The 23825-nt window shown below is 35.7% G+C and carries 34 protein-coding genes; all 34 read left to right on the top strand.

Going from position 1 to position 23825, the window contains the following annotated elements; genetic code table 11:
- The first annotated feature begins 7 nt into the window (after positions 1-7).
- Positions 8-289, top strand: a complete 282-nt coding sequence (locus F3D3_RS19390) for a KOW domain-containing RNA-binding protein (RefSeq protein ID WP_069876091.1) — start codon at positions 8-10, stop codon at positions 287-289.
- 24 nt (positions 290-313) lie between these two features.
- A complete protein-coding gene (gene infA, locus F3D3_RS19385; protein ID WP_069876090.1) occupies positions 314-535 on the top strand; it encodes a translation initiation factor IF-1 in 222 nt (73 codons plus the stop codon).
- A 12-nt stretch (positions 536-547) separates the two neighbouring features.
- Positions 548-661, top strand: coding sequence for a 50S ribosomal protein L36 (rpmJ, locus tag F3D3_RS19380; RefSeq protein WP_005367740.1), 114 nt, complete (start codon positions 548-550; stop codon positions 659-661).
- Between the two features lie 101 nt (positions 662-762).
- Positions 763-1134: a 30S ribosomal protein S13 gene (gene rpsM, locus F3D3_RS19375; RefSeq protein WP_069876089.1), complete on the top strand. Its 372-nt coding sequence runs from the start codon at positions 763-765 to the stop codon at positions 1132-1134.
- 19 nt (positions 1135-1153) lie between these two features.
- Positions 1154-1552, top strand: a complete 399-nt coding sequence (rpsK, locus tag F3D3_RS19370; protein ID WP_069876088.1) for a 30S ribosomal protein S11 — start codon at positions 1154-1156, stop codon at positions 1550-1552.
- 28 nt (positions 1553-1580) lie between these two features.
- Positions 1581-2201 carry a 30S ribosomal protein S4 gene (rpsD, locus tag F3D3_RS19365; protein WP_069876087.1) on the top strand — a complete coding sequence of 207 codons (621 nt, stop codon included), beginning with the start codon at positions 1581-1583 and terminating at the stop codon, positions 2199-2201.
- A gap of 67 nt (positions 2202-2268) precedes the next feature.
- The gene (locus tag F3D3_RS19360; RefSeq protein ID WP_069876086.1) at positions 2269-3219 is read left to right on the top strand and encodes a DNA-directed RNA polymerase subunit alpha; all 951 of its coding nucleotides are present in this window, start codon (positions 2269-2271) and stop codon (positions 3217-3219) included.
- A 13-nt stretch (positions 3220-3232) separates the two neighbouring features.
- Complete coding sequence (gene rplQ, locus F3D3_RS19355) at positions 3233-3574, top strand: 50S ribosomal protein L17 (RefSeq protein WP_069876085.1); 342 nt, start codon at positions 3233-3235, stop codon at positions 3572-3574.
- Between the two features lie 219 nt (positions 3575-3793).
- On the top strand, positions 3794-4624 hold the full coding sequence (locus F3D3_RS19350; RefSeq protein ID WP_374700094.1) for an energy-coupling factor transporter ATPase: 831 nt from the start codon (positions 3794-3796) through the stop codon (positions 4622-4624).
- Positions 4609-5565, top strand: coding sequence for an energy-coupling factor transporter ATPase (locus F3D3_RS19345; RefSeq protein WP_069876083.1), 957 nt, complete (start codon positions 4609-4611; stop codon positions 5563-5565). The genes F3D3_RS19350 and F3D3_RS19345 overlap by 16 nt, the downstream gene beginning before the upstream one ends.
- Positions 5565-6353 (top strand): energy-coupling factor transporter transmembrane protein EcfT, encoded by a 789-nt coding sequence (locus F3D3_RS19340; protein ID WP_069876082.1) that lies wholly within the window; start codon positions 5565-5567, stop codon positions 6351-6353. Before F3D3_RS19345 ends, F3D3_RS19340 begins: the two co-directional genes overlap by 1 nt.
- An 11-nt stretch (positions 6354-6364) precedes the next feature.
- Positions 6365-7126, top strand: a complete 762-nt coding sequence (gene truA / locus F3D3_RS19335) for a tRNA pseudouridine(38-40) synthase TruA (protein ID WP_069876119.1) — start codon at positions 6365-6367, stop codon at positions 7124-7126.
- 156 nt (positions 7127-7282) lie between these two features.
- Positions 7283-7717: a 50S ribosomal protein L13 gene (gene rplM, locus F3D3_RS19330; protein ID WP_069876081.1), complete on the top strand. Its 435-nt coding sequence runs from the start codon at positions 7283-7285 to the stop codon at positions 7715-7717.
- 11 nt (positions 7718-7728) lie between these two features.
- Complete coding sequence (gene rpsI, locus F3D3_RS19325; protein ID WP_069876080.1) at positions 7729-8124, top strand: 30S ribosomal protein S9; 396 nt, start codon at positions 7729-7731, stop codon at positions 8122-8124.
- Positions 8125-8303: 179 nt separating this feature from the next.
- On the top strand, positions 8304-8741 hold the full coding sequence (gene tnpA / locus F3D3_RS19320; protein WP_069876079.1) for an IS200/IS605 family transposase: 438 nt from the start codon (positions 8304-8306) through the stop codon (positions 8739-8741).
- Between the two features lie 534 nt (positions 8742-9275).
- On the top strand, positions 9276-10016 hold the full coding sequence (locus F3D3_RS19315; RefSeq protein WP_069876078.1) for a hypothetical protein: 741 nt from the start codon (positions 9276-9278) through the stop codon (positions 10014-10016).
- Between the two features lie 522 nt (positions 10017-10538).
- Positions 10539-10745 (top strand): hypothetical protein, encoded by a 207-nt coding sequence (locus F3D3_RS19310; RefSeq protein WP_069876077.1) that lies wholly within the window; start codon positions 10539-10541, stop codon positions 10743-10745.
- A gap of 84 nt (positions 10746-10829) precedes the next feature.
- Complete coding sequence (locus F3D3_RS25270) at positions 10830-11288, top strand: hypothetical protein (protein WP_069876076.1); 459 nt, start codon at positions 10830-10832, stop codon at positions 11286-11288.
- A gap of 68 nt (positions 11289-11356) precedes the next feature.
- Complete coding sequence (locus F3D3_RS19300) at positions 11357-11746, top strand: hypothetical protein (protein WP_069876075.1); 390 nt, start codon at positions 11357-11359, stop codon at positions 11744-11746.
- A gap of 460 nt (positions 11747-12206) precedes the next feature.
- The gene (locus F3D3_RS19295) at positions 12207-12515 is read left to right on the top strand and encodes a PadR family transcriptional regulator (RefSeq protein ID WP_069876118.1); all 309 of its coding nucleotides are present in this window, start codon (positions 12207-12209) and stop codon (positions 12513-12515) included.
- Positions 12516-13190, top strand: a complete 675-nt coding sequence (locus tag F3D3_RS19290) for a hypothetical protein (RefSeq protein ID WP_069876074.1) — start codon at positions 12516-12518, stop codon at positions 13188-13190. It begins immediately after the preceding gene.
- Positions 13191-13481: 291 nt separating this feature from the next.
- The gene (locus F3D3_RS19285; protein WP_069876073.1) at positions 13482-15248 is read left to right on the top strand and encodes a glycosyl hydrolase family 18 protein; all 1767 of its coding nucleotides are present in this window, start codon (positions 13482-13484) and stop codon (positions 15246-15248) included.
- Positions 15249-15256: 8 nt separating this feature from the next.
- On the top strand, positions 15257-15478 hold the full coding sequence (locus F3D3_RS19280; protein WP_069876072.1) for a hypothetical protein: 222 nt from the start codon (positions 15257-15259) through the stop codon (positions 15476-15478).
- 11 nt (positions 15479-15489) lie between these two features.
- Entirely contained in the window at positions 15490-17172 is a 1683-nt protein-coding gene (locus F3D3_RS19275) for an NAD(P)/FAD-dependent oxidoreductase (RefSeq protein WP_069876071.1), read from the top strand.
- A gap of 307 nt (positions 17173-17479) precedes the next feature.
- Positions 17480-18862, top strand: a complete 1383-nt coding sequence (locus F3D3_RS19270) for a sodium-dependent transporter (protein WP_069876070.1) — start codon at positions 17480-17482, stop codon at positions 18860-18862.
- 155 nt (positions 18863-19017) lie between these two features.
- Positions 19018-19419, top strand: coding sequence for an IS200/IS605 family transposase (tnpA, locus tag F3D3_RS19265; RefSeq protein ID WP_069876069.1), 402 nt, complete (start codon positions 19018-19020; stop codon positions 19417-19419).
- A 247-nt stretch (positions 19420-19666) separates the two neighbouring features.
- Positions 19667-20317, top strand: coding sequence for an RNA-guided endonuclease TnpB family protein (locus F3D3_RS19260; RefSeq protein ID WP_306455963.1), 651 nt, complete (start codon positions 19667-19669; stop codon positions 20315-20317).
- A 186-nt stretch (positions 20318-20503) separates the two neighbouring features.
- Positions 20504-20722, top strand: a complete 219-nt coding sequence (locus F3D3_RS19255; RefSeq protein ID WP_175438432.1) for a GNAT family N-acetyltransferase — start codon at positions 20504-20506, stop codon at positions 20720-20722.
- A 115-nt stretch (positions 20723-20837) separates the two neighbouring features.
- Positions 20838-21200, top strand: coding sequence for a ribosomal protein L7/L12 (locus F3D3_RS19250; RefSeq protein ID WP_069876067.1), 363 nt, complete (start codon positions 20838-20840; stop codon positions 21198-21200).
- A 32-nt stretch (positions 21201-21232) separates the two neighbouring features.
- Complete coding sequence (locus tag F3D3_RS19245; protein ID WP_069876066.1) at positions 21233-21505, top strand: hypothetical protein; 273 nt, start codon at positions 21233-21235, stop codon at positions 21503-21505.
- A 34-nt stretch (positions 21506-21539) separates the two neighbouring features.
- Positions 21540-22028, top strand: coding sequence for a cysteine hydrolase family protein (locus F3D3_RS19240; RefSeq protein WP_069876065.1), 489 nt, complete (start codon positions 21540-21542; stop codon positions 22026-22028).
- 56 nt (positions 22029-22084) lie between these two features.
- The gene (locus F3D3_RS19235) at positions 22085-23239 is read left to right on the top strand and encodes a hypothetical protein (protein ID WP_069876064.1); all 1155 of its coding nucleotides are present in this window, start codon (positions 22085-22087) and stop codon (positions 23237-23239) included.
- Positions 23214-23459 carry a TIGR04076 family protein gene (locus F3D3_RS19230; RefSeq protein ID WP_069876063.1) on the top strand — a complete coding sequence of 82 codons (246 nt, stop codon included), beginning with the start codon at positions 23214-23216 and terminating at the stop codon, positions 23457-23459. The genes F3D3_RS19235 and F3D3_RS19230 overlap by 26 nt, the downstream gene beginning before the upstream one ends.
- Complete coding sequence (locus F3D3_RS19225; protein WP_069876062.1) at positions 23456-23797, top strand: cupin domain-containing protein; 342 nt, start codon at positions 23456-23458, stop codon at positions 23795-23797. The genes F3D3_RS19230 and F3D3_RS19225 overlap by 4 nt, the downstream gene beginning before the upstream one ends.
- The last annotated feature ends 28 nt before the right edge of the window (positions 23798-23825 follow it).

Raw genomic sequence — 23825 nt, 5'->3', positions numbered from 1 at the left:
TGACTAGATGCTAAATTCATCTAAGGAACTTGAAATCGGTCAATTTGTCAAATCAAAAGCAGGAAGAGATAAAGACAGAATCTTCATCGTCATCGAGATTGTGGATGAGCAGTTTGTAAAAATTGCAGATGGAGACATTCGTAAGCTTGAAAAACCGAAAACTAAGAAGGTTAAACATTTGGCTAAATTGAAATTTTTCAGTGAAGATCTTCATGAGAAGATGAGCAGTGAGAAAAAGATTACAAATGCGATGCTTCGAAAAGAAGTCGAAAAAACAGGCTTAATCTAATCCAAGTTAGGAGGGATGATTCTAATGGCAAAAAGTGATTCAATTGAAGTTGAAGGTATAGTAGTAGAGGCATTACCAAATGCAAATTTCAAAGTTAAACTGGAAAATGGTCATATTGTTTTGGCGCATATTTCAGGGAAACTAAGAATGAATTTTATTAGGATATTACCTGGAGATAAAGTAACACTAGAATTATCGCCATACGACCTTTCAAGAGGCCGAATTACATGGCGTGGTAAGGGATAAGGAGGTATAACAATGAAAGTTAGACCATCGGTAAAACCAATGTGTGAGAAATGCAAAGTCATTAAGAGAAAAGGTAAAGTAATGATTATTTGCGAAAATCCAAAGCACAAACAAACACAAGGTTAATCTATCGTGTGTACCAGATATAAAGCGCGGCTGAAAAACTTTATATTTGAAACTTATAGAAGACACATCACATTTTAATACACATTAGGAGGTGTAATTCAATGGCAAGAATTGCAGGTGTTGACCTACCTAGAGAGAAGAGAGCTGTTATCGGCTTAACTTATATCTATGGTATTGGAAAACCTACTTCTTTAGAGCTTTTACAAAAAGCTGGAATCAGTGAAGATACTAGAGTTAAAGATCTTACTGAAGAAGAAGTTAGTAAATTAAGAGCACTTATCGAAGAAAGTGTCCTTGTAGAAGGGGACTTGAGAAGAGAAATTGCTATGAACATTAAACGATTAAAAGAAATCGGTTGTTACAGAGGGATTAGACACAGAAAAGGACTTCCAGTTCGTGGACAAAAAACGAAAACGAACGCTAGAACTCGTAAAGGGCCTAAGAAAACTGTAAGCCGTAAAAAGAAAAAGTAGGTAAGGAGGGATATAAGACATGGCTGTTGCTAAAAAAGCACGTAAAACTCGTAAAAAACGTGATCGTAAAAATGTTGAACGTGGACAGGCTCATATCCAAGCAACATTTAACAATACAATTGTGACTTTAACAGATACTGATGGCAATGCACTTGCATGGTCTAGTGCTGGAAGCTTAGGTTTCAAAGGCTCTAGAAAGTCGACTCCTTATGCTGCGCAAATGTGTGCGGAAGCTGCTGCAAAAAATGGCATGGAGAACGGTTTAAGAACAGTTTCTGTATTTGTTAAGGGACCTGGTTCTGGCCGTGAAGCTGCTATCAGAGCTTTACAAGCATCTGGACTTGAAATTACATCTATTACAGATGTAACACCAATTCCACATAATGGTTGTAGACCACCAAAAAGAAGAAGAGTGTAATATATTTCAGTATTAGGAGGTGTTTTAATTGGCAAGATATACAGGACCATCTTGTAGGATTTGTCGTAGAGAAGGACAAAAGCTATATCTTAAAGGCGATAGATGCTATAGCGACAAATGTACTTTAAATAAAAGACAAACAGCACCTGGGCAACATGGTGCAAAAAGAACGAAGCTTTCTGGTTACGGAACTCAATTAAGAGAGAAGCAAAAAGTAAAAAAATACTATGGTCTCTTAGAAGGACAGTTCAAATTAATCTATGATAAAGCAGAGAAAATGAAGGGGATCGCCGGCGAAAACCTTTTACAATTATTAGAATTAAGACTTGACAACGTTGTTTATCGTTTAGGATTTGCGAATTCTAGAAAAGAAGCGAGACAATTAGTTGTTCATGGACACTTTACTTTAAATGGGCATAAAGCAGATATTCCATCGATGACTTTAGAGATTGGCGATCTAATCGCACTTAAAGACAAAAGTAAGTCTTCTGACAAATTTAAGCAGTTAGCTGAAGTTGCTAAAACTGTTCCAGGTTGGTTAGAAGTGAACTTCGAAAAGATGGAAGGGAAACTTACAGCATTACCTGTAAGAAATGATATCGACTTACCAGTAGAAGAGCATCTTATTGTTGAACTTTACTCTAGATAAGGTTGGATATTGTTTATTACCCTCAAGTGTTATTTGTATAGTTTAAAGAGAAGGAGGGTCTTAACTAGTGATAGAAATAGAAAAACCAACGATTGAGTGTGTAGAGCTTAGTGAAGACGGCAAATTCGGAAAGTTTGTTGTAGAACCACTGGAAAGAGGTTATGCAACAACACTCGGTAACAGCTTAAGAAGAATTTTATTATCTTCATTGCCAGGAACGGCAGTGCGCTGGATCAAAATTGAAAATGTTCTACATGAATTTTCAACAGTTCCGGGTGTTAAAGAAGATGTAATCGAAATTATTCTTAATCTCAAAGAGCTCTTTGCTAAAATTCATTCAGATGAAGATGTAAAAATCTTAAGAATTGAAGCGAGTACAGCTGGAGAGATTACAGCAGGAGATATCATTGCTGATGCTGATGTCGAAATTTTAAATACAGATTTACACATTTGTACACTTGACGAAAATTCAAGATTGTATATGGAAATAGCATTAGGACAAGGTAGAGGCTATGTGACAGCAGAAAACAATAAAGAAGTCGGTTTACCGATTGGCATTATTCCTGTTGACTCAATCTATACACCTGTTCGTAAAGTCAATTTCACTGTAGATAAAACAAGAGTTGGTAAAGTTGCTGATTATGACAAACTTACTCTTGAAGTATGGACAGATGGAACGATCAAACCAGATGAAGCCACTTCACTTGGTGCTAAAATTATGGCGGAGCATTTAAATTTGTTCATAGACATGACGGATAGCATCAATGGTGTGGAGATCATGGTTGAAAAAGAAGAGGACATTAAAGAAAAGGTTCTCGAAATGACAATAGAGGAACTCGACTTATCTGTCCGCTCTTACAACTGCTTAAAACGCGCAGGCATTAATACAGTTGAAGAACTTACAAATAAGAGCGAAGACGATATGATGAAAGTTAGAAATTTAGGTAAGAAGTCCTTAGAAGAGGTTAAGCACAAATTAGCTGAACTCGATTTGGGATTAAGACTAGAAGACGAGTAAAGGAGGGAAGACGATGGCAGGTTACAGAAAACTAGGACGTCCAACATCTCATAGAAATTTAATGCTTAGAAATCAAGTAACATCATTATTAAAGAATGGACGTATCGAGACTACTGTTACAAGAGCAAAAGAAACTAAGAAACTCGCTGAAAAAATGATCACTCTTGCAAAAAGAGGCGATTTACATGCAAGAAGACAAGCTTTAGCTTTTGTTACTGAAGAAACAGTTGTCAAGAAACTTTTCGATGAAATCGCTCCTAATTATAAAGAACGCAATGGTGGTTATACCAGATTAATCCAAACTGGCCCACGTAGAGGCGATGCTGCACCAATGTGCAAATTAGAGTTAATCTAATAAATGGTGAGGGACTTAAGTATAATGCTGAAGTCCCTTTCTTAAATACAATCAAACCACATGGCAAAAGCCGGTGGTTTTATTACATATTAACACTGGAATTTTGACACTCTAACGAACACTTGAAATTTATCATTAAAAAAATATCACATAAAAAACCTAGAAAAGTTAATATTTAAACGGTATACTGACATAGAGTAATAAGGGATGGTGATCATAATGATCAAGACAGAAGGTTTATATTTTAGATATCATGATGAAAAAGATGAAGAAAAATATGCACTAAAAGATATCAATTTACATGTGACGGATGGTGAATTCGTTGTGATTATTGGTCATAATGGTTCAGGTAAGTCCACACTTTCAAAACTATTAAATGGTATTTATTTACCAACAAACGGGAAGATTTATATAAATGAAATGGATACTTCTGATGAGGCACTCATCTGGGAAATAAGGAAAACTGCGGGAATGGTCTTTCAAAACCCCGATAATCAGCTTGTGGCAACTATAGTAGAAGAAGATGTTGCCTTTGGTCCTGAAAATATTGGGTTGCCTTCATCTGAAATTAGAAAACGTGTGGATGAAGCGCTTGAAATCGTGAGTATGACGCCATACAAAAGGAAACCGCCACATCATCTATCGGGTGGACAAAAGCAAAGAGTCGCGATTGCGGGCATCCTCGCAATGAAACCCAAATGTATTATATTTGATGAACCAACGGCAATGCTTGATCCGGCAGGTAGAAAAGAAGTGATGAAGACAATTGAATATCTCAATAAGAAAGAGAAAATGACAGTTGTTCATATCACGCACTATATGGATGAAGCCGTTAATGCAGATCGCATTATCGTAATGGATGAGGGCCAAATTGTACTAGAGGGCACACCAAGAGCAGTTTTTTCAAAGGTAGAGCACCTTAAACGTATAGGACTTGATGTGCCACAGATCACTCAACTTGCCTATGAGCTCAATCAGATCGGTTACAATATATCGACTGAGAGTTTGACCGTACAAGAACTGGTGGAGGCGTTATGTCAATTAGTATAAAGCATTTATCACATATATACGACTATGGCACGCCAAATGAAACCATAGCGCTTGAAAATATTAATCTGGAAATAGAGCACGGTGAATTCATTGGCCTTATTGGTCACACGGGATCTGGAAAGTCAACTCTAATTCAACAGCTCAATGGGTTGCTAAAGCCTTCAAAAGGAACGATTGTCATAAATGGTCTCAATATAACTGAGGGACTCTCCAATTTAGATAAACCGAAAAAAAGATCAAGAGGAGAACAGCATAAACTTGCTAAAGCACGAAGGCTAAAATTGTTAGAGGTTAGACGTAAAGTGGGATTGGTTTTTCAATATCCAGAATATCAACTTTTTGAAGAGACCATTGAAAAAGATATTGCTTTTGGACCTACAAATCTTGGACTAGGCGAGCAGGAGATAAAAGTAAGGGTGAAGGAAGCTATGTCACTTGTGGGTATAGACTATGAAACCTATAAAGACCGTTCTCCTTTTGAACTCAGCGGTGGACAAAAAAGACGTGTTGCCATTGCGGGCGTACTTGCTATGAAACCAGAAGTCCTTATTCTAGATGAACCCACAGCAGGACTAGACCCACGTGGGAGAGACGAAATTTTAGCACAGATTAAAAATTTACACAATAAAAATAAACTAACGGTTATCATAGTGTCACATAGCATGGAAGATATGGCTAAGATCGCTAACCGTCTTATCGTTATGAATAAAGGAAAAGTAGTCTTTGACGATTCTCCGCACAAAGTTTTTAAAGAGATCGATACGTTAGAAGAGATTGGCCTTGCAGTGCCCCAAATTTCTTATTTGGCAAGGGCACTTAATCATGCTGGATTTCATTTGAGCGATGAAATTATAACAATTGAAGAAGCCTTAGAAGCCCTTAAAGAGCAACTTCCAGCGATTCATCCTATAAAGCAAAGTCTTAAAGGAGGAAAAGCATAATGTTGAGAGATATTACAATTGGTCAATACTATAGTGTTGACTCAAGTATTCATAAAATGGATCCAAGGTTTAAAATTATTGCTTCTACACTATATCTCATTTCATTGTTTATTATTCAGAATATATACGCATATGTTCTCGTTATTACTTTTATTGGAATTGCAATTATGATGTCAAAAGTACCTGTTGGATTTGTAATGAGAGGTCTTAAGCCGATCTTTATGCTCATTATATTTGCATTCGTAATCAACATTTTTCTGACGCCAGGAGATCCCTTTTTTAAGTGGGGCTTCATCAGTATATCGCTTGAAGGTGTTGAGCGTGCGTTTTTTATGGCTTTGAGATTAATCTTGTTGATTGTAGGGACATCATTATTGACCTTAACGACTTCACCGATTGAATTAACAGATGGCATAGAGTATTTACTCAATCCATTTAAGAAAATTGGGTTACCAGCACATGAACTGGCAATGATGATGACCATCGCACTAAGATTTATTCCCACACTTCTTGAGGAAACGGATAAAATTATGAAAGCGCAGATGGCAAGAGGAGCAGATTTTGAAAGTGGTAACTTGATGAGCAGAGCCAAAGCTTTAATTCCACTTTTAGTGCCTTTATTTATCAGTGCATTTAGGAGAGCAGATGAACTTGCAATGGCAATGGAAGCCAGATGTTATCGTGGCGGAGAAGGTCGAACAAGAATGAAAGTTCTAAAATATACGCAGTATGATTTAAGAGGTCTATTGGCAATGATTCTGTATTTAGCATTATGCATTGTTTTATGAAAGAGCAGCTCATGAAAAATATGCTGATGGTAATCAGTTATGACGGTTCCGAGTATAAAGGGTGGCAAAGACAACCTAGTGAACTCAGTATTCAAGGGACGATAGAGAAAACTCTAAAGAGATTGTTAAAAGAAGAAATCACAATTGACGGCGCTGGGAGAACAGATGCAGGTGTTCATAGTATCAAAGGACAGACCGCAACTTTTAACCTAACGACGCACATAGAGGCAGAACCCTTAAGGTATGCTTTAAATAGGGCGTTGCCAAGGTCAATTCACATTGATCAGATTACCACAGTTCCTGACACGTTTCATGCAAGATATCATGCGTTAGGCAAAACCTATCGGTATATTATTGATCAAAGTCTTGAGGCCAGTCCTCTTCGGGCAAAATATGTTCATCATTTGGATAGACCCCTTGATTTTAAAGCCATAAGGTTAGCCATGCAACATTTTGTCGGCACACATGATTTTAAAACTTTCATGGCATCAGGAAGCAAAATAGAAGACACAGTAAGAACTCTATACAGCTTTACATTGGAACAATATAAAGAAGAGTATCATTTTACAATTTCAGGTGATGGTTTTTTGTACAATATGATTCGCATCATCATGGGAAGTCTTATACAAGTTGGCGATCACAAAATAGAGCCGGATGAAATTAGGGCAATAATCGAGAGTAAAGAGCGCTCTAGAGCACGATATACGGCACCTGCAAATGGTTTGTACTTAATCCATGTAGAATATGCGCCAAATATATTTTATCAGGTGTGAAAACAATAAAAAATAGTACAAAACCTATTGACAGTAAGGAAGAGATGCTATAAAATAGATTGTGGTCTGTTAAATAACAGACATGAATACGATCGATAAAATCCTGCCCCGGGTTTTAAGATATAAATGGTGAAATAAATTCAAGGAGGTCATTCGATGAAGTCTTATGTTGCAAAGCCACTAGAAATCGAAAGAAAGTGGTACGTAGTTGACGCTGACGGTAAAACATTAGGAAGATTAGCATCTGAAGTTGCGAAAATCCTAAGAGGTAAACATAAACCAATTTATACTCCTCATGTTGACACAGGAGATTTTGTAATTATAGTCAATGCAGAGAAAGTAAGATTAACAGGTAAGAAATTGGATCAAAAAATGTTCAGATGGCATACAGGTTATATCGGTCATTTGAGAGAAAGATCATACAGAGATATGTTACAAAACAAACCAGAGACAGTTGTTGAATCAGCGATTAAAGGCATGTTACCACATAACTCGTTAGGTAGTGCAATGTACACAAAATTAAAAGTATATGCAGGTCCTGAGCATAAGCATGAAGCTCAAAAACCTGAAGTACTTGAATTAAATCTGTAGGAGGGTAACTGATGACTAAGACGATTCAATATCGAGGTACAGGTAGAAGAAAAACTTCAATCGCTAGAGTTAGATTATTACCTGGTACAGGCAAATATATCGTTAACGGACAATCACTTGACGAATATTTTGACTATGAAATTTTAAGAAAAGAAGTACAAAGACCTTTAGACTTAACAAAAACAGCTGGAAAATATGATGTTGTTGTTAAAGTTGAGGGTGGTGGTTTTACTGGACAAGCTGGTGCGGTAAGACACGGTCTTTCAAGAGCTTTATTACAAGTAGATCCTGATTTCAGAGCAATCTTGAAACCTGCTGGATTCTTAACGAGAGATCCAAGAATGAAGGAAAGAAAGAAATATGGTCTTAAGGCTGCAAGAAGAGCACCTCAGTTCTCGAAAAGATAGGCGAGACAACAATTCAAACAAAAAGAGTCACATGATGTGGCTCTTTTATTTTTGTAAAAAGAAAACCACCGGTTCTACCGGTGGTTCTAAAGAGCTTTAGCTTTGAGTCAAAAAAGCACCTCCTTCTGATAAAATAATAATGGTTCGCCAACCATATTAGCTCAGAAGGAGGATCCGAAATGGATAAGAACAGTTTAGCATATACTCAATGGAATTGTAAATATCACGTGGTGTTTGCACCAAAGTATAGAAGACAAGTAATCTATGGAAACATCAAAGGTGATATAGGGAAAATTTTAAGAAAGTTATGTGACCAAAAAGGTGTAGAAATATTGGAAGCAACAGCGTGTCCAGATCATGTTCATATGGTGCTAGCAATTCCACCGAAGTATAGCATTTCAAGTGTGATGGGATATTTAAAAGGAAAAAGTTCTTTGATGATATTTGATCGTCATGCAAACTTGAAATATAAGTATGGAAATCGCCACTTTTGGTGTCGAGGCTACTATGTAGATACTGTTGGACGAAATGAAAAAGCGATAAGAGAATATGTAAAAAATCAATTACAAGAAGATATCGCAAATGATCAAATAAGTATTCAAGAATATATTCTATAAATCCACGATGCATTTTACCATTAATGCTGATGGATACAGTTTCTACCGAATAAAAAAATATGAAAAATTGCAATTAGAGAAGGCCTTGTAAGTTTCTTATTACCAGGGCCAATAATTGTAGCAGCTTCTGTGCACATTTCTCTTCTAACAACGTATTCAGCAACGCTTAAAATGAGCATTAGGATAAGCATTATATAGCCTAAAAATCCGTCTTGGTGAAGACTAACTTTTGTTTAAGGTGTAAAAACGGAACTTACAATTTCATTTAAGGAACCGATAATGAACCAATTTCTTGACTTACATGTTTTAGCATAATAGTAAAATTCCCTTGACAAACGCCTATATAAAGGAATAAGATATACATATACAGCGCTGTTAGATTTTATATGAAGAATATAGAGTAAAGATTAATGATAGAAGAATGCCAAAGAGTGACTTTGTGATATCTATTATTGGTATTTATGCGTAGCTAAAACTAGTAGATATTCTTGAGTTATAAACTAAAATATTTTTATAATAAGGAGGAACTAAAATATGAAAAAAATAATTTCTTTAATGCTAGTAATTGTTATGACAATCTCAATTGGATTACCAACATTTGCTACCGCTACACCTAATACGGTTGATGATACTAGCTATTTTAAAAATGATACTGTAAATATTACTCTAACAGAGGACGGCAGAGTAGAGACTGGAAATATAATTTTTCAAGGCGAAGTTGTAGAATATTCATTACTCATAAAACCAAATGGTGAAATGGTATTTCAAACTGTTGAGAAGGGTATTAGCCATACTGGTATAATTAAAACTGATAGTGATTATTTTACATTTGACGGCAAAGCACATAAAAAGCCAAGCAGAGAAGAGGTGAATTTTCTATCGAATACTTTAAATGTAAGTGGATTATTTAATCCGGATGAAACATTGCGAATGGCTGCCTCAGATTGGGTATATGATGGTACATATACCGGGAGTAGATCAATACATCTAGCTGAAGTAAACACAGTATCTGTAATTGCAACTGCTGTTCTAGCAGGAATGAGTCTTCCTGTAGCCGCAGCAGCATTTGCAATAGCAACGGTATGGTATAATTATGGTGTTTCTGAAGGGGACTCAAGAAAAATTTATTGGAGAGTATGGAGGTATAAGAACTCCGTTTCAGCTCCAAGTCCATATCCTTATTACTACAGATTAGATACTACTTACTATACGGATAGCTCTCATACATCAGCAATGGGTTCAGAAAGTTTTTATGAATATCCATTACTACCCTAAAAAGGCTAGGTGAATAAATTGAGAAGAATACAAAAGCGGCATAGAATAATTATCCCTTTAATTTCAATAGGTTTATTAATATTTACTTATATTGGTGAGCATATTTTCAATTCTGAGATATCTTTGATAAGTCTTATTGGAAGTTTGCTTATGATTGTGCTGTTTCTTGTAATTGAAACATGGCATCTGTATAAGGATAAAAAAGTAAAATTAACTATATTTTATTGTATTGTTATTTTAATAACATTTGTTCTTGTTGGGATAATTGTTAAAGACAATCTTTTGATATGATGATTTTTTGACTCAACGTGAGTGATGGGGCAAGGATTCTATGAATCCCTGCCCCTTACTGTTTTAAAGATTTTGGATAAGAAGGCGTACTTTTACTGTAAACGGTAAATAGCACGTACCTATGTAAAATCAAGGTAAGATGTTATTCTTGATTATATAAGAATTCAATAATTTGTAAAATTTATTATAGTTTTTCAAGCTGCTGTAAAAACTATAATCAGGAGGCTCTGAATGAACCAAGATATCAAAGAAGCAACTGCTGATGTTCGAAGAGACAAATGGATTAGCATTATTGCTGCTCAAAATGCTAGCGGTCTAAGCATCAAAGCATGGTGTCAAGAAAATGGAGTTAATGAAGCATCCTATTATTACTGGCTAAAAAAATGCGTTCACATCATCTTGATTCAATCAACTCTTCCAATCAAGGCTCTTCACTGACTTTTGTTCCGCTACTCAGATCGGATATATCAACGGAGACAGAATATATTCCGCCTTGCATTGAATCTGAAATGACAATTACAAGTGGAGATAGCACCTAAAGCTTGGAACAGGAACATCAGCTCAAATCCGACACTTGTTCCACATATACAAACCGCTGTTAATGATGCAAATTATGCCACTATGCTATACTTTGGTCACAATAGAATAGGAGATCTCTCAGACGCGTACAGACATGCGGTATGGAATGCTTTTATGGCAAAGAATATAGGGGCGGTTTCATCACCAGGATGGGGCATAAATAGAGCGGATGCATATGCGAGTGCACATGAAGATATTCCTAGTTCAGAACTTAGTAAACCATCATATAATTCATTTGAAGAATTAGATGGATTTATATTCTACAATCATAAAATGATGGATTTATATAATAATAAAAAGGGTAGAGACATATATAGTGGTAACAGAACATTAACTACTACTGAACTAGCAAAAAAAGTATATGATAGCAGAAGTAGTTTTGTGTATTTATATAGTTATTAACAAAAACAAATCGGAATAAATTATTGTGTATTTTAACTTGTTAATTTTTGAGGAGTGAATTAAATCTAATGAAAGAAAAAAAAATATTAAAAGTTATTCCTTTCTTGATATTATTGGTTGCAATTTGTTTTATAGCATTTAGTGCCTTAGAAGATAATACAACCACTATTACAATAAGAAACAATTCTAATAAGAGCATAAAAAATTTAATTGTTTCATCAAATGATAGTGAAGAATATAAGATTGAAAGCATAGAACCATATGTAGCATTTGACTTTAAGTATAATCTGGGTAGATTTAATGAAAATGCTCTTAACATGAAACATATTATTAACGAGAATAGTTCAAAAAATTATAATATATTAGGTTATATAGACAAACAGTATAAAAATATTTTTATTTATGTAGATTCTGTTGACGAGTATTATAATCTAAGTATTAGAGTCGAAACGCCTTAATTTAGTCAATGATTAATCGTGATTAAAAATCAATATTGACAATATGTGGATTCTAAAGGGCGTTTTAAAACTTATTATGTCAAATAATTGCGTGTGCACATCTGCTATATAGTCATTTTCAATTATCAACAAGGATATAAAAACAAAGTCATTGCTAAAACTCAAAATTTAGCATAACATACAGTAGGGATATATGTCCGATCATACAAGGCGTTAGGTTCAAAGTCAATAGTTGGGGTGGGGATTCAATGAATCCTTGCTCCTTTGCTTGTTTTTGAGACTTTTAATGCTTATTTGAAGGTATTCAACTCTTTTCTCTGAACAGAGCCGAGAGTTGTCTAAGATCATCAGATCATTAAATACTCATACACTTGACGTATACCCTACCTTGCATTACAATGTAGTAGGTGTTATGTAAAACAAGCGTGTGGAGGTGAAATTTAATTTGGATAAAACACAAATGCTAAAAGGCATTTTGGAAGGTTGCATACTTGAGATTATTCAGGATCAAAATACTTATGGGTATGGGATTTTAGAAATTTTAAAAAATTATGGCTTTTCGGGAATTACAGAAGGTACAATATATCCGCTACTCATTAGACTAGAAAAGCAAGGTGTTCTGTTATCTGAATTAAAAGGCTCTCCATTGGGTCCAAAGAGAAAATATTATACATTGACAGAGAAGGGGCAAAAGGAGAGACTATTATTTTTAAATGAATGGGAACAATTGAGAAACAGCGTAGAGGCGCTAAGGGGAGGCGAAAAATAAGTGAGAGCGTTAAGTCGAATCAGAAGACAATTAAATAAAAAAAACAAAAGTGTATTGGGAAAGTTGACGAATTATATCTATGCCAACGGTATAAACACAATTGTTTTAAAAGAAGTACAACTGGACCTTGCAGGAATGCTTTTAGAAAGTCAAGAGCGTGGACAAGAATCTGAAATCGTTATTGGAGACAATTACAAAGCGTTTTGTGATGCCTTAATCGAAAGCTGTCCAAGAAAGAAACCAATAGATGTGATGGTGGAAATTATATTTATTATCGGAATAGCAATTTCAATTATTGTGCCGATGATTTATTTCTGGGGGAAATTAAATCCTTCAATAGAACAGTATGTAGAGGGAAGTCTATTTTATGTCTCGCCGAGAAGTTTTAGTATTTTATTAGCAGGGGCATTCGGTGGCGGAGTCGGTTCGTTTGTCAGTCATAAATATGCCTTTAGCAGAAAAAGAATGATCCTTTACATTCTTTTATACTTGATTGCATATACCGTTATAAGCCTATTGGCACTAACCTTTTTAAGACACAATTTTTCAGAAGGCAATCTTATAGGCATAAATATGCTTAAAGTTGAAGCATTAGCTTTACTGACGAGTATCGTATTTTTTCTAATCAGAACATGGAGAATGAAGCTTCAAGTCAATCAATTTAAAAAAATATAAGGCTTTTATGTTATAATTGTCCTGTGGATAACAACTGGATAACTTAGAAAACATTCTTGATAACTGGGAAAAATAGAGGAAAACTTTAAAGATGGTGTGGATGGATCGTGGACATAAAGCGTGAAAAAACGTGGAAAATTGTGGATAGAATGTGGACTGTGTGGATAGAATCTGTGAATTGAGCAATAAAGCGAAAAAGAGGACAGAGTTATCCACAATTTTTGAGTTGTAAAAATCAAAACATGTAAAAGGATTGTGGATAAATTGGGAAATGCATAAGGATGGTGAAGTATGAGAAAAATAATAAATGTGGTTATAGGTATTGTTATAATATTACTCTTATTGATGACGTACATATCCTTTAATATAGACAAAAATATTAAACTTAGATACTGGTTAAGTGAACATTTTCAAAAAATAGAAATTGAAAGTAATGAACCTGCGGTTTATTTTTTAGGGATAGATCAAGTCTATATAGACGCGTCAGATTTTCTAGTTGCTGAGCCCAATTATGTTAATTTGGAATGGTTAAAAGAGATTGATGCGACATATCAGTACGATGTTTCTAAAGGCATTTTATCTCTGATATGGAATGGCAATCTTTTGGTTGTGGATTCAAATGGTCAAGCGACCTTAAACACTCAAAAAATCACAGAATTTGTGACCGTTAAGGTGATGAATGACCAGATCTATATTGCAGCGGAGGCTTTAAATACGCTTGAGGGGTTTGATCAGATAGGTGTCCATATCCTATCAAGTGAAGATCATCAAACGCATATTGTCACGCTTGATGCAATCCAATATCAAATGAAACGTGTAAATCATAAATCTTATTTACTAAAAAGTGAAGACAAACTTAAAAATTCTCAATTGCTTAAAGCTTATCCCAAAATATCAGATATACTAAAACAGCTTTCAGTTGTGGATAGTATTGAGACGACCCATCAAATCATTTCATATGAAGTTGAGGCAGATATTGCGCTTATTTTTAATGGAAGAACGATTGGCTATGGGTTAAATCAGTTTAGTGATTCAACTGATGCAAGTGTTTACAAATATGCTGCGGATGATTTTTATCCAGACAAAAAGGCGTTTGAGCACCCTATTTTTCTAGTTTGGGAAGCGGTGTATTCTAAAAATCCAAATACAGAGCAAATTCCTAAAATGAATGGGGTGAATGTTGTTTCGCCAACATGGGTAGAACTTAAAACGGCTCAAGGGGATATAACAGAAAAAGTATCTATAGATTATCTTAAATGGAGTAGAGTAAACAATTTAGAAACATGGATATTGGCAACAAATGCGTTTGATCCAGATTTGACACATGATTTTTTAAGTTCATACGCGGGCAGAAAGCAGTTTATTGATCAAATGATAACGTTGTGTTTAGAGTATGGTATCAATGGTATCAATTTAGATTTTGAAAATATCTATTTAAAAGATAAGGACATACTATCTCATTTTGTAAATGAACTCGCGTGGCAATGTAATGAATTTGGCGTGACGTTATCGATGGATGTCACGGTTATGGACGGGAGTGATAATTGGTCCAAATGCTTTGATAGAAGAGTTCTTGGGAAAATTGTTGATTATTTGGTCATTATGACATATGATGAATATTGGGCTTCAAGTCCAATAAGTGGTCCAGTTTCTTCTTACGATTGGGTTGAAAGTAGTTTGATGAAGATTATAAAAGTCGTGCCAAGTCATAAGGTTGTTATGGGGCTGCCCTTCTACACCAGAGTATGGACAGAGAATTTGTCAAATGAAGAAGCGGATAAAGTGAAGGTGACATCAAAAGCAATCGGTATGGTTGCGCAAAACGCTTTAATAGCCGAAAAAGCGTTAAGTCCCATATGGAATGAGCAAGAGGGGCTCTTTTATGTATCCTATATTGAAGAGAACAGTATTCACAAAATATGGGTAGAAAATGAAGTAACACTATCCAAAAAGGCCGCCTTGGTTAAAAAACTTGGTTTAAAGGGTATAGCGTGCTGGAGAAGAGGTTTTGAGGATATATCCGTTTATGATATGCTTCTTAAAGAAATAGAAGAGTAGGTAGCTATATGGAGCGAATAGGACTAATTGTGAATCTGAATAGACTTTTTAAATATTGGCTTTTTTTAATCATAGGCCTCTCGTTGATATTTTATGGGATTATAGGGAACTATGAGAATAATCGACAAATACACATGAATCTATCAGATAATGAGATCATAGAACGCGCAAAGGCACTTGGGATGGTTGATCTGAAAGACCAGTTGATTGAAAATACAAATAATGAATAGAAGAGGTTAGCGTGATAAGAGTAAATGAAATCAAATTTAGATTAGATGAAACTTTTGATGATGCCAATATTATCAAAAAAATTGAACAAAAATTGAGACTAAAACCAAATGAACTCTTAAATTTTAAAATGGTCAGAGAATCTATTGATGCAAGAAAAGAAATTATTTTTTCTTATACAATTGATGTAGAAACAACCATAGATAAAAAGTTGATAGAGAAGGGGGCTGCAAAAGCACCCAAGGGCTATAAGGCCATATATGAAGAAATCGATTTAAGTGAGGTATCTTTAAAGTCAAGACCTGTCGTCATTGGATTTGGTCCTGCAGGCATGTTCGCTGCTTTGGTGCTTTCAAGAGCGGGATTAAAACCGATTGTAATTGAACAAGGCGAGTCCGTTGAAGAAAGAACTCAAAGTGTAAATGCGTTTTGGGAGAAGGGCATTCTCAATCCCTTTTCAAATGTCCAGTTTGGAGAGGGTGGCGCAGGTACCTTTTCGGATGGCAAGTTGACGACCCGCATTAAGGACACTCGCATTGAGTTTGTAATTGAAGCGCTTATTGAGGCGGGTGCTCCTGAAGAAATTCGTTATAAAAATAAACCGCATATAGGGACGGATCGGTTGAAGGTTGTTGTTAAAAATATGCGCAATGAAATCTTAAAACAAGGTGGCGAAATCTTTTTCAGCAGTTGCGCTGAGGCGCTCATCTTAGAAGATCAACATATAAAAGGGGTTGGCGTCACAGACTTGAAGACCGGTATAAAAAAGACGATAGAGACAGAGCATGTGGTGCTTGCAATTGGCCATAGTGCAAGGGCCTTTTATAAACACTTACATGACCTCAATGTGAAAATGGAAGCGAAGCCTTTTGCGGTTGGTGTAAGAATTGAGCACCCTCAAATATTGATTAATGCATCGCAGTATGGTGTAGATCACACCAACAAGCGATTAGGTGCAGCGGATTATAAATTAACCCATAAAAGCCGCAATGGTCGAAACCTGTATTCATTCTGCATGTGCCCTGGTGGGACAGTGGTGGGTTCAGCTTCTGAGGAAAATCGATTAGTGGTTAATGGCATGAGTGAGTTTGCAAGATCAGAATACAATGCAAATAGTGCCATACTAGTCAATATAGAACCCTTGGATTATGGCGTCAATCCGGATCAGTATTCAGACGTTTTGAAGGGGATAGAATGGCAGAGAGATTTAGAAGAAAAGGCCTTTAAATGTGGCGGTATGAATTATAGTGCACCAATTACCACGGTGGGCGCTTTTTTAGGCGAAAATCTAAAAGAAAATGAAATGATACAGCAAAATCAAAGTTATTATAGTGCGTTAAACGTTTCTTATGATGAAGCGTTTGATGCAATGCAGGCCACTTATAAACCAGAAACGCAAATGAGTGATTTTAGTGAAATATTTCCAGACTACATTTTGGAAGCTTTAAAAGAAGGTATTGTGAACTTTGGTAATAAAATTAAGGGGTTTAATGATCCAAGAGCTGTTTTAACTGCAGTTGAATCAAGAAGTTCTTCTCCCGTCAGAATTTTGAGAAATAATGCATCTTTGGAGTCATTCAATGTCAAAGGTTTATATCCTTGTGGAGAAGGTTCTGGTTATGCTGGTGGCATCACAAGTTCATGTGTTGACGGTATTAAGATTGCAGAGAAAATAATAGAAAGTAAATTATTTTGAAGAAAAGTGAATAATTGCGAATATATCCGAATACTCTGACAACTTGTTGATTGTTTTTAAGGATTGTGATAAAATTTGAATATGTTAATAAAATGTAAAGAAGTTTACTTTTGCATCATAAAATTTATTTTTTATATTGAATAAAGTTCAAATTTCTGTTACACTTTATTAACATTTGAAGTAAACTATGCTTTTGATAAACACACAATATTTAGATGTTGGGGAAAGAAGTATTGGAGGATATTGTGGTTTTGATAGAGGATAGCGCCTTTAAACGTCGATCAACAATATATCAGGAGGGGGATTTATGGAAAACAAAAATCTTCAACAAAGAGATGGCTTTTCATCTAAGATGGGCATCATCGCTGCTGCAGCTGGATCAGCGATAGGGTTAGGAAATATATGGAAATTTCCGTATATTACAGGTAAGTATGGTGGCGCTGCATTTATTCTCGTTTATTTACTTTGTATTGCACTTATTGGTTTACCGGTTATGCTTCAAGAGTTCACAATTGGACGTAGAGCTCAAGCGAATGCAATTTCGTCATTTAAGAAATTGAAACCGAACACACCTTGGTTTTTGACTGGATGGTTAGGCTTTATAACCGCATTTGTCATTCTTTCATACTATGGTGTTGTTGCTGGATGGACTTTGAGTTATGTATTCTCTGCAATTACGAATTCTTTTGCAGGGCAAAATCCAGAGGCACTAGGTGGTATGTTTGGCGCATTGGTATCGAGTCCTTGGAAACCTGTTTTGTTTCAAGTTATTTTTATGGCTTTAACAGCAGGCGTTATTCTTGGTGGTGTAAAGAACGGTATTGAAAAGTATTCTAAAATTTTGATGCCTTTATTATTACTGATCATCATAATCCTTGACATTAGAGCAGTTACGTTACAAGGTGCTGGGGAAGGGATTGCATTTTTATTCCAACCTGATTTCGGTAAACTTACCGCTGCAGGGATTATGTCTGCGCTAGGACATGCTTTTTTCTCGCTTTCATTAGGTATGGGTACCATGATCACATATGGTTCCTACATTGGTAAAAAAGAGAACTTAGGTGTAACGGCACTACAAGTAACCATTGCAGATACAGCGATTGCTTTGTTAGCAGGTCTTGCGATTTTCCCAGCAGTGTTTGCTTTTGGTATTGAGCCAGGTTCAGGTCCGGGTCTTGTATTTATTACATTACCAAATGTATTTAATCAAATGCCAGGCGGTTATATCTTTGCAATTATGTTCTTTGTTTTGCTTGCAGTTGCAGCTTTAACGTCTTCAATTTCTATTCTTGAAGTTGTTGTTGCATACTTCGTAGAGGACAAAGGCTGGGATCGTAAAAAAGCGACTATCATTGCGACTGTGGCAATCACAGCACTCGGCGCATTTGAATCCTTAACTAACGGGACGATTAATTTTACGTTACCATTGCTTAAAGCAGGGGCAGTAACATGGTTTGGATTCTTTGACTGGATGATTGAATTGTCAGATTTATTGTTACCAATTGGCGGATTCTTCATTTCAATCTTTGTGGGCTGGATTATGAGTAAGAAAGATGTAGATGATGAAATTACAAATAGTGGTGAGTTAGCACATTCATGGGTAGGTATTTTTGACTTCTTAACTAAATGGGTTGCACCAATATTGATTTTAATTACATTCATCAACTTAATTGTTGGTTTTACAAATTAGTTTTGTTTTTTAACCTAAAAGCCGAGAAGTCTCCTTCCTCTTAGCCTTCCTTGCTCACGCAGTGAGAGTGTAGGTGGGAGATAAATCGGTGGTTTTTGCCTTTGAAATAGGCTATAATATAATCAGTAGTAGTGTATAAAAGGGTTTGGATATAAATGAAACTGGACAATAGCAATCATTCGGTGTTCTTGATGTGTTATCATCTTGTGTTAGTAATTAAATATAGACGGAATGTATTTGATGATGCGACATCTGAAAGCGCTAAAGAAATATTCGAGTACATTGCAAAAAACTACAATATAACATTGTTAGAGTGGAATCATGACAGTGATCATATCCATATATTGTTCAAAGCGCACCCAAATAGTGAATTATCAAAGTTAATTAACGCTTATAAGAGTGCAAGTTCAAGGCTACTCAAAAAGGAATTTCAATCAATTCTCAAGAAGCTCTTGAAGGAATATTTTGGGTCAAGAAGTAATTGTTTACTTACAACTGGTGGTGCACCCATTGAAGTCATTAAGAAATATATAGAAAGTCAAGGTGAAAAGCATTGAATAAAGCGTTCAAATTCAGAATATATCCAAATTCAGAACAGGAAGTGCTAATAGCTAAGACGTTCGGCTGTGTACGCTTCATATACAACAAGATGCTGAGTGATAAAATTGAGCATTACGAGAAAATGAAGCAAAAGCTAAACAATACTCCAGCACAATACAAAAAGGAATATGAATGGCTTAAGGAAGTAGATAGTCTTGCTCTTGCTAATGTACAAATAAAGATTATAAACTTAAATCTGTAACTGTGAGCAAGACTCCAACTGGAAAATATTTTGCCAGTGTTTTGTTTGAATATGAACAAGAGATAAAAGCCGTTCAACCTAAAACATTGTTAGGGTTAGATTTTTCCGTGAAAGAGCTTTTTGTGTCATCTGATGGCATATCAGCAGAGTACCCTAGATATTATAGAAAATCACTCGACAAGCTTAAGCGTGAACAAAGAAAGCTATCCTTGTGTCAAAAAGGAAGTAAAAATCGTAACAAGCAAAGSATAAAAGTAGCAAAAATTCATGAGAAAGTGACCAACCAACGTAAGGATTTTTTACACAAGCAGTCAAAGCAGATMRCCRATGCTGTTGATGCAGTGTGTATTGAAGATTTGGACATGAAGGTGATGTCACAAGCGTTGAATTTTGGTAAAAGTGTTATGGATAATGGGTTTGGGATGTTCGTGTCTATGCTTAATTACAAGTTGATGGAACAAGGAAAACACCTCGTCAAAATTGACAAATGGTTTCCAAGTTCTAAAAAGTGTAGTGCTTGCGGGATAGTCAAGAAAACATTATTGCTTTCAGAGCGGACATATCATTGCGAAGATTGTGGCATGACAATGGATAGGGATTACAATGCAAGTATAAATATCAAAACGGAAGGTATACGCTTATTATTAGGGTAAACGAACTCATAGAACCGTGGGGCGCACGGGGATAGCTTGCTTATGCTGTAGCCGTTAGGCTACTCGAACAAGAAGCCCCCACTTCTTCAAGTGGTGGGAGTATGTCACAAGAATCAAATCAATACATTGGATATTGTGGGTTTCAATATTGTACAGTTCTCGAGGGATTAGAAATATTGTATGGGTATGCAAAGCAATATTGGGGGGAATGGTTATGCCATTGAAGCTGCAAAAGCGGTTTTAGAATTTGGATTAACTGAATTGAATCTTGATGAAATAGTAGCTGCCGTTAATTATGAAAATGTTGCATCTGATAAAGTATTAATTAGAATTGGAATGCATTATGTAGGGGACATAGAGTGGCCAGATCAAGGCATAGTAAAGAAGTATCGCATTAAGTCTTAGTTACCAATATTGCAAGGATCATCCAATAAGGTAATTGAGCCTTATGACGTGAACCCACGGACATACTTAATGACCTTTGCTAAGAAATAGAAATAGAAAAGGGAAAGGGTGTATTATGGTTAAGAAAGAATCAAAAATGTTTTTTGTTGCATCGGCTTGCTTTTTTTTGGCGGGAATTTTCGAAATATTGAATAGTCAATTCGTTTTTGGGTTTTCTTTTATAACATTTGGATTTGTATTTTTGACATTGGGCGTTAGTAATAAGAAGAAGGTTATAGACTTAACATTAGTAAAAAAAGATGAAGCGTTCTTAAACTTGATATCAGAAGGTAATAAAATTAAAGCGATAAAGCGGTGTAGAAGTATTACAAATTGTGGATTGAAAGAAGCTTCAGATTATGTAGAATCAATGGACAAGGAATGCAATCCGATAGGATTGTGCAAGTGTTACGAAGGTAGGGGTAGCGAAGCGGACTGAGTATACGCTTTGAGACAGAAAGAAGGTCTAAAATGAGAAAAAACAGTATTTTTGAGACGCTCCCTTATATAATCGGTATTGCAATTAGTGGATATCTAACGCTTCAATTTGGGTATTTTGTCTATAGACTCAATTTCACTGGTCATTTGGGTGATTCATTTACTACAGGCATGATCGGTAGTGGTGCAGTCACAACATATATAAGTGAAAACATGCCGATTGTATTTTTGATTTTATTTATCGTAATGTTCATTGTAACAGTGGTTTTAAGTAAATGCTTTATAAGCACATTAAAATCCAAATAGAGTTAGTTGTTAATCGTGATAGGAGGCAAAAGTGATGTCAAAAGTAGCGTTTTTAATAGTAGATATGCAAAATAATGTTAAAGAATCTACACCTTGTAAGGCGACGTTTGAAAAAGCAGTAGAATATATCAATGAAATCAGTCAATTTTTTCGTCAGAAAAATCTGCCTGTCATCATCATACAGGATGTTGAAGCGGGTGGAGCAGAGACAGAGGGTTTTAAATGTGTGGCAGAATTGGTCGTATCTGACACCGATTTTTTTGTACATAAATCGTATAGTAATGCCTTTTGGAAAACAGAGCTGGATACCCTTTTAAAGAATGCGGGTGTTGATTGTACAGTTATAAGTGGATTTGCAGCAGAACATTGTGTACTTTTTACCTATAATGGTGCTATCGAAAGAGGGTATGATGCGTTTTTGCTTCAAAATGGCATTGCGGGGTTTGATGATGACGAAATTAAGCGCATTCAATTGTTAAGATCGGTTATAAGTTATGAAGCACTTGAGTATTTTTTAAAATAAACAGGGTTAAAGCTAAACGTAGAGCGTAACAATAAATGATGCATGGAGGCATAATTTTGAAAAAAGCAGGAAAAATCGTCATTAGATTGATAGCGATTTGTTTATTAGGTTTTGTAGCAATATGCGGGTTGGTGCTCAGAGAGCTGATTTTAACGGAGGCATATGATTTAGCCCTATTATTGACTTCGGTTATGGTTACTTCAACTTGTATCGCCATAGATGGCCTTAAAAATGGCTGGCGATTTATCAAAAAGAACTTGATCTCCTCATTTGGGATCATAACAGCAACGACGATGCTTTCTATATATATGGTGGCAACTTCAGATATACATAAGCTTGGCATTTCGCTTATTTTGTATATGATCAGTTTTGTAAATCTCTATTACACTTATCGCAAAGAAGGCCATAAAAATGTGGATTATATTATTTTAATGATGGTGATAGGTGCTGTTTATGCGTTGATCATCTTGATGTTGACGCGGAGTATACTGGTGATGTTGATATCCTTGTTGATTTTGATTATTGCTTTGGTTGTTTACAATGTAAAATACTTGGTGCCTTTAAAACTTAAACTGCTTTATTCAGCCAATCATAAATTGTTGAGGCAAAAATGGATTAAAGCCGACTTGAGCTACGATGGTATTATTCAAATATATTCCTATTTATATAATAATGAAATAGAATTGGCCATGAAGAAGGTTCTTGAGTTGGAGAATCATTATAAGGGTAAATCATCTGATAAAACTGGGAATCTGCAGTGCATGATCGATTTTGCAATGATGGATTGCATCTATTATAGTGGATTTGAGGCAACTGAGAAAAGAGAGGCGTTTATGGAACGCTTTTATAAAGTGCTTGAATTCAACGAAACCTTAAAGCGAAAAAGTTTGCCACTGGCGCAGCTCATCCAAAAAGCGATATGCGTTAGCGGAAATGATATTCAAGAGGATTCTCGAATAAAAGCAGCAAAGGCATCATCCAATGTGCGGCAACGTGTGCCTGATCATGCATTTTATAAACATGATAAGGATGAAAACGCTTTAATACAGGCAGATTTACTTTTACTCAAAAACGAATCAGATAGAGCAATGATTTTATATCAGACCGTGGAAAAAGAAGCCGTTCAACCCTTGTTTATCGCGTATGCTCAGGAAAAAATAATCAATATCTCGGAGGGCCATAAGAGTGAAAGTAAGACTGGAAATTATTGAAAGCAAATGTAGGAGTCATTATCACAAACAGGGGGATGTTTTTATAGTGGAAGATCTCTGTCCACCACTTTGTCAGGAACTATGGCATTTGATTTATCCCGATGTATATGTCTTAGCGAATAATGGCACTTTAGATTATGGCAATACCAAAGCACAGAAATTCGAAGCAAGATGCCCAGATGGTGGGCGTGTTGTAATAAGAGGAGAGGTTGTTTTATGAAAAAGAAACTATTCCCATTGCCCATTCAGAATTTGCCAAAAGCGGATATCCCCTTTGAAGGGCTCACCGCCTATTTATCTCAAAGTGAAAATCATCAGATCATCTTTATGGAATTTGAAAATGATGTCAAGCTACCTGAACATAAGCATGATAGCCAAGTGGGCTTTGTTCTCGGCGGTAGGATTGACATGACTATTAATGGTGAAAAAAACACTTATGAGAAAGGCGATATTTATTACATCCCAAAAGATACTTTGCATTCTGGATTTATATATGCGGGTTATGCGGATATTACCTTCTTTGATCAAGCGGAGCGCTATAAAGCTAAAGCCAAATAGTGCTGAAAGGAAATCAAACATCATGTCC

Source organism: Fusibacter sp. 3D3 (assembly GCF_001748365.1).
Taxonomy (GTDB): Bacteria; Bacillota; Clostridia; order Peptostreptococcales; family Acidaminobacteraceae; genus Fusibacter_A.
The sequence above is the reverse complement of the archived record's forward strand: the minus strand, read 5'-3'. Positions and strand labels throughout refer to the sequence as shown.

Excerpts from the sequence above, each read along its gene's own strand:
- F3D3_RS19255 (WP_175438432.1), top strand. The coding sequence starts at position 20,504 with ATGCAAAGCAATATTGGGGGGAATGGTTATGCCATTGAAGCTGCAAAA.
- infA (WP_069876090.1), top strand. The coding sequence starts at position 314 with ATGGCAAAAAGTGATTCAATTGAAGTTGAAGGTATAGTAGTAGAGGCA.
- F3D3_RS19315 (WP_069876078.1), top strand. The coding sequence starts at position 9,276 with ATGAAAAAAATAATTTCTTTAATGCTAGTAATTGTTATGACAATCTCA.
- F3D3_RS19300 (WP_069876075.1), top strand. The coding sequence starts at position 11,357 with ATGAAAGAAAAAAAAATATTAAAAGTTATTCCTTTCTTGATATTATTG.
- F3D3_RS19310 (WP_069876077.1), top strand. The coding sequence starts at position 10,539 with ATGAACCAAGATATCAAAGAAGCAACTGCTGATGTTCGAAGAGACAAA.
- F3D3_RS19270 (WP_069876070.1), top strand. The coding sequence starts at position 17,480 with ATGGAAAACAAAAATCTTCAACAAAGAGATGGCTTTTCATCTAAGATG.
- F3D3_RS19250 (WP_069876067.1), top strand. The coding sequence starts at position 20,838 with ATGGTTAAGAAAGAATCAAAAATGTTTTTTGTTGCATCGGCTTGCTTT.
- F3D3_RS19350 (WP_374700094.1), top strand. The coding sequence starts at position 3,794 with ATGATCAAGACAGAAGGTTTATATTTTAGATATCATGATGAAAAAGAT.
- F3D3_RS19390 (WP_069876091.1), top strand. The coding sequence starts at position 8 with ATGCTAAATTCATCTAAGGAACTTGAAATCGGTCAATTTGTCAAATCA.
- truA (WP_069876119.1), top strand. The coding sequence starts at position 6,365 with ATGAAAAATATGCTGATGGTAATCAGTTATGACGGTTCCGAGTATAAA.
- rplQ (WP_069876085.1), top strand. The coding sequence starts at position 3,233 with ATGGCAGGTTACAGAAAACTAGGACGTCCAACATCTCATAGAAATTTA.
- F3D3_RS19285 (WP_069876073.1), top strand. The coding sequence starts at position 13,482 with ATGAGAAAAATAATAAATGTGGTTATAGGTATTGTTATAATATTACTC.
- tnpA (WP_069876079.1), top strand. The coding sequence starts at position 8,304 with ATGGATAAGAACAGTTTAGCATATACTCAATGGAATTGTAAATATCAC.
- rplM (WP_069876081.1), top strand. The coding sequence starts at position 7,283 with ATGAAGTCTTATGTTGCAAAGCCACTAGAAATCGAAAGAAAGTGGTAC.
- F3D3_RS19240 (WP_069876065.1), top strand. The coding sequence starts at position 21,540 with ATGTCAAAAGTAGCGTTTTTAATAGTAGATATGCAAAATAATGTTAAA.
- rpsM (WP_069876089.1), top strand. The coding sequence starts at position 763 with ATGGCAAGAATTGCAGGTGTTGACCTACCTAGAGAGAAGAGAGCTGTT.
- F3D3_RS19280 (WP_069876072.1), top strand. The coding sequence starts at position 15,257 with ATGGAGCGAATAGGACTAATTGTGAATCTGAATAGACTTTTTAAATAT.
- rpsI (WP_069876080.1), top strand. The coding sequence starts at position 7,729 with ATGACTAAGACGATTCAATATCGAGGTACAGGTAGAAGAAAAACTTCA.
- F3D3_RS19340 (WP_069876082.1), top strand. The coding sequence starts at position 5,565 with ATGTTGAGAGATATTACAATTGGTCAATACTATAGTGTTGACTCAAGT.
- rpsK (WP_069876088.1), top strand. The coding sequence starts at position 1,154 with ATGGCTGTTGCTAAAAAAGCACGTAAAACTCGTAAAAAACGTGATCGT.
- F3D3_RS19225 (WP_069876062.1), top strand. The coding sequence starts at position 23,456 with ATGAAAAAGAAACTATTCCCATTGCCCATTCAGAATTTGCCAAAAGCG.
- F3D3_RS19295 (WP_069876118.1), top strand. The coding sequence starts at position 12,207 with ATGCTAAAAGGCATTTTGGAAGGTTGCATACTTGAGATTATTCAGGAT.
- F3D3_RS19245 (WP_069876066.1), top strand. The coding sequence starts at position 21,233 with ATGAGAAAAAACAGTATTTTTGAGACGCTCCCTTATATAATCGGTATT.
- rpmJ (WP_005367740.1), top strand. The coding sequence starts at position 548 with ATGAAAGTTAGACCATCGGTAAAACCAATGTGTGAGAAATGCAAAGTC.
- tnpA (WP_069876069.1), top strand. The coding sequence starts at position 19,018 with ATGAAACTGGACAATAGCAATCATTCGGTGTTCTTGATGTGTTATCAT.
- F3D3_RS19345 (WP_069876083.1), top strand. The coding sequence starts at position 4,609 with ATGTCAATTAGTATAAAGCATTTATCACATATATACGACTATGGCACG.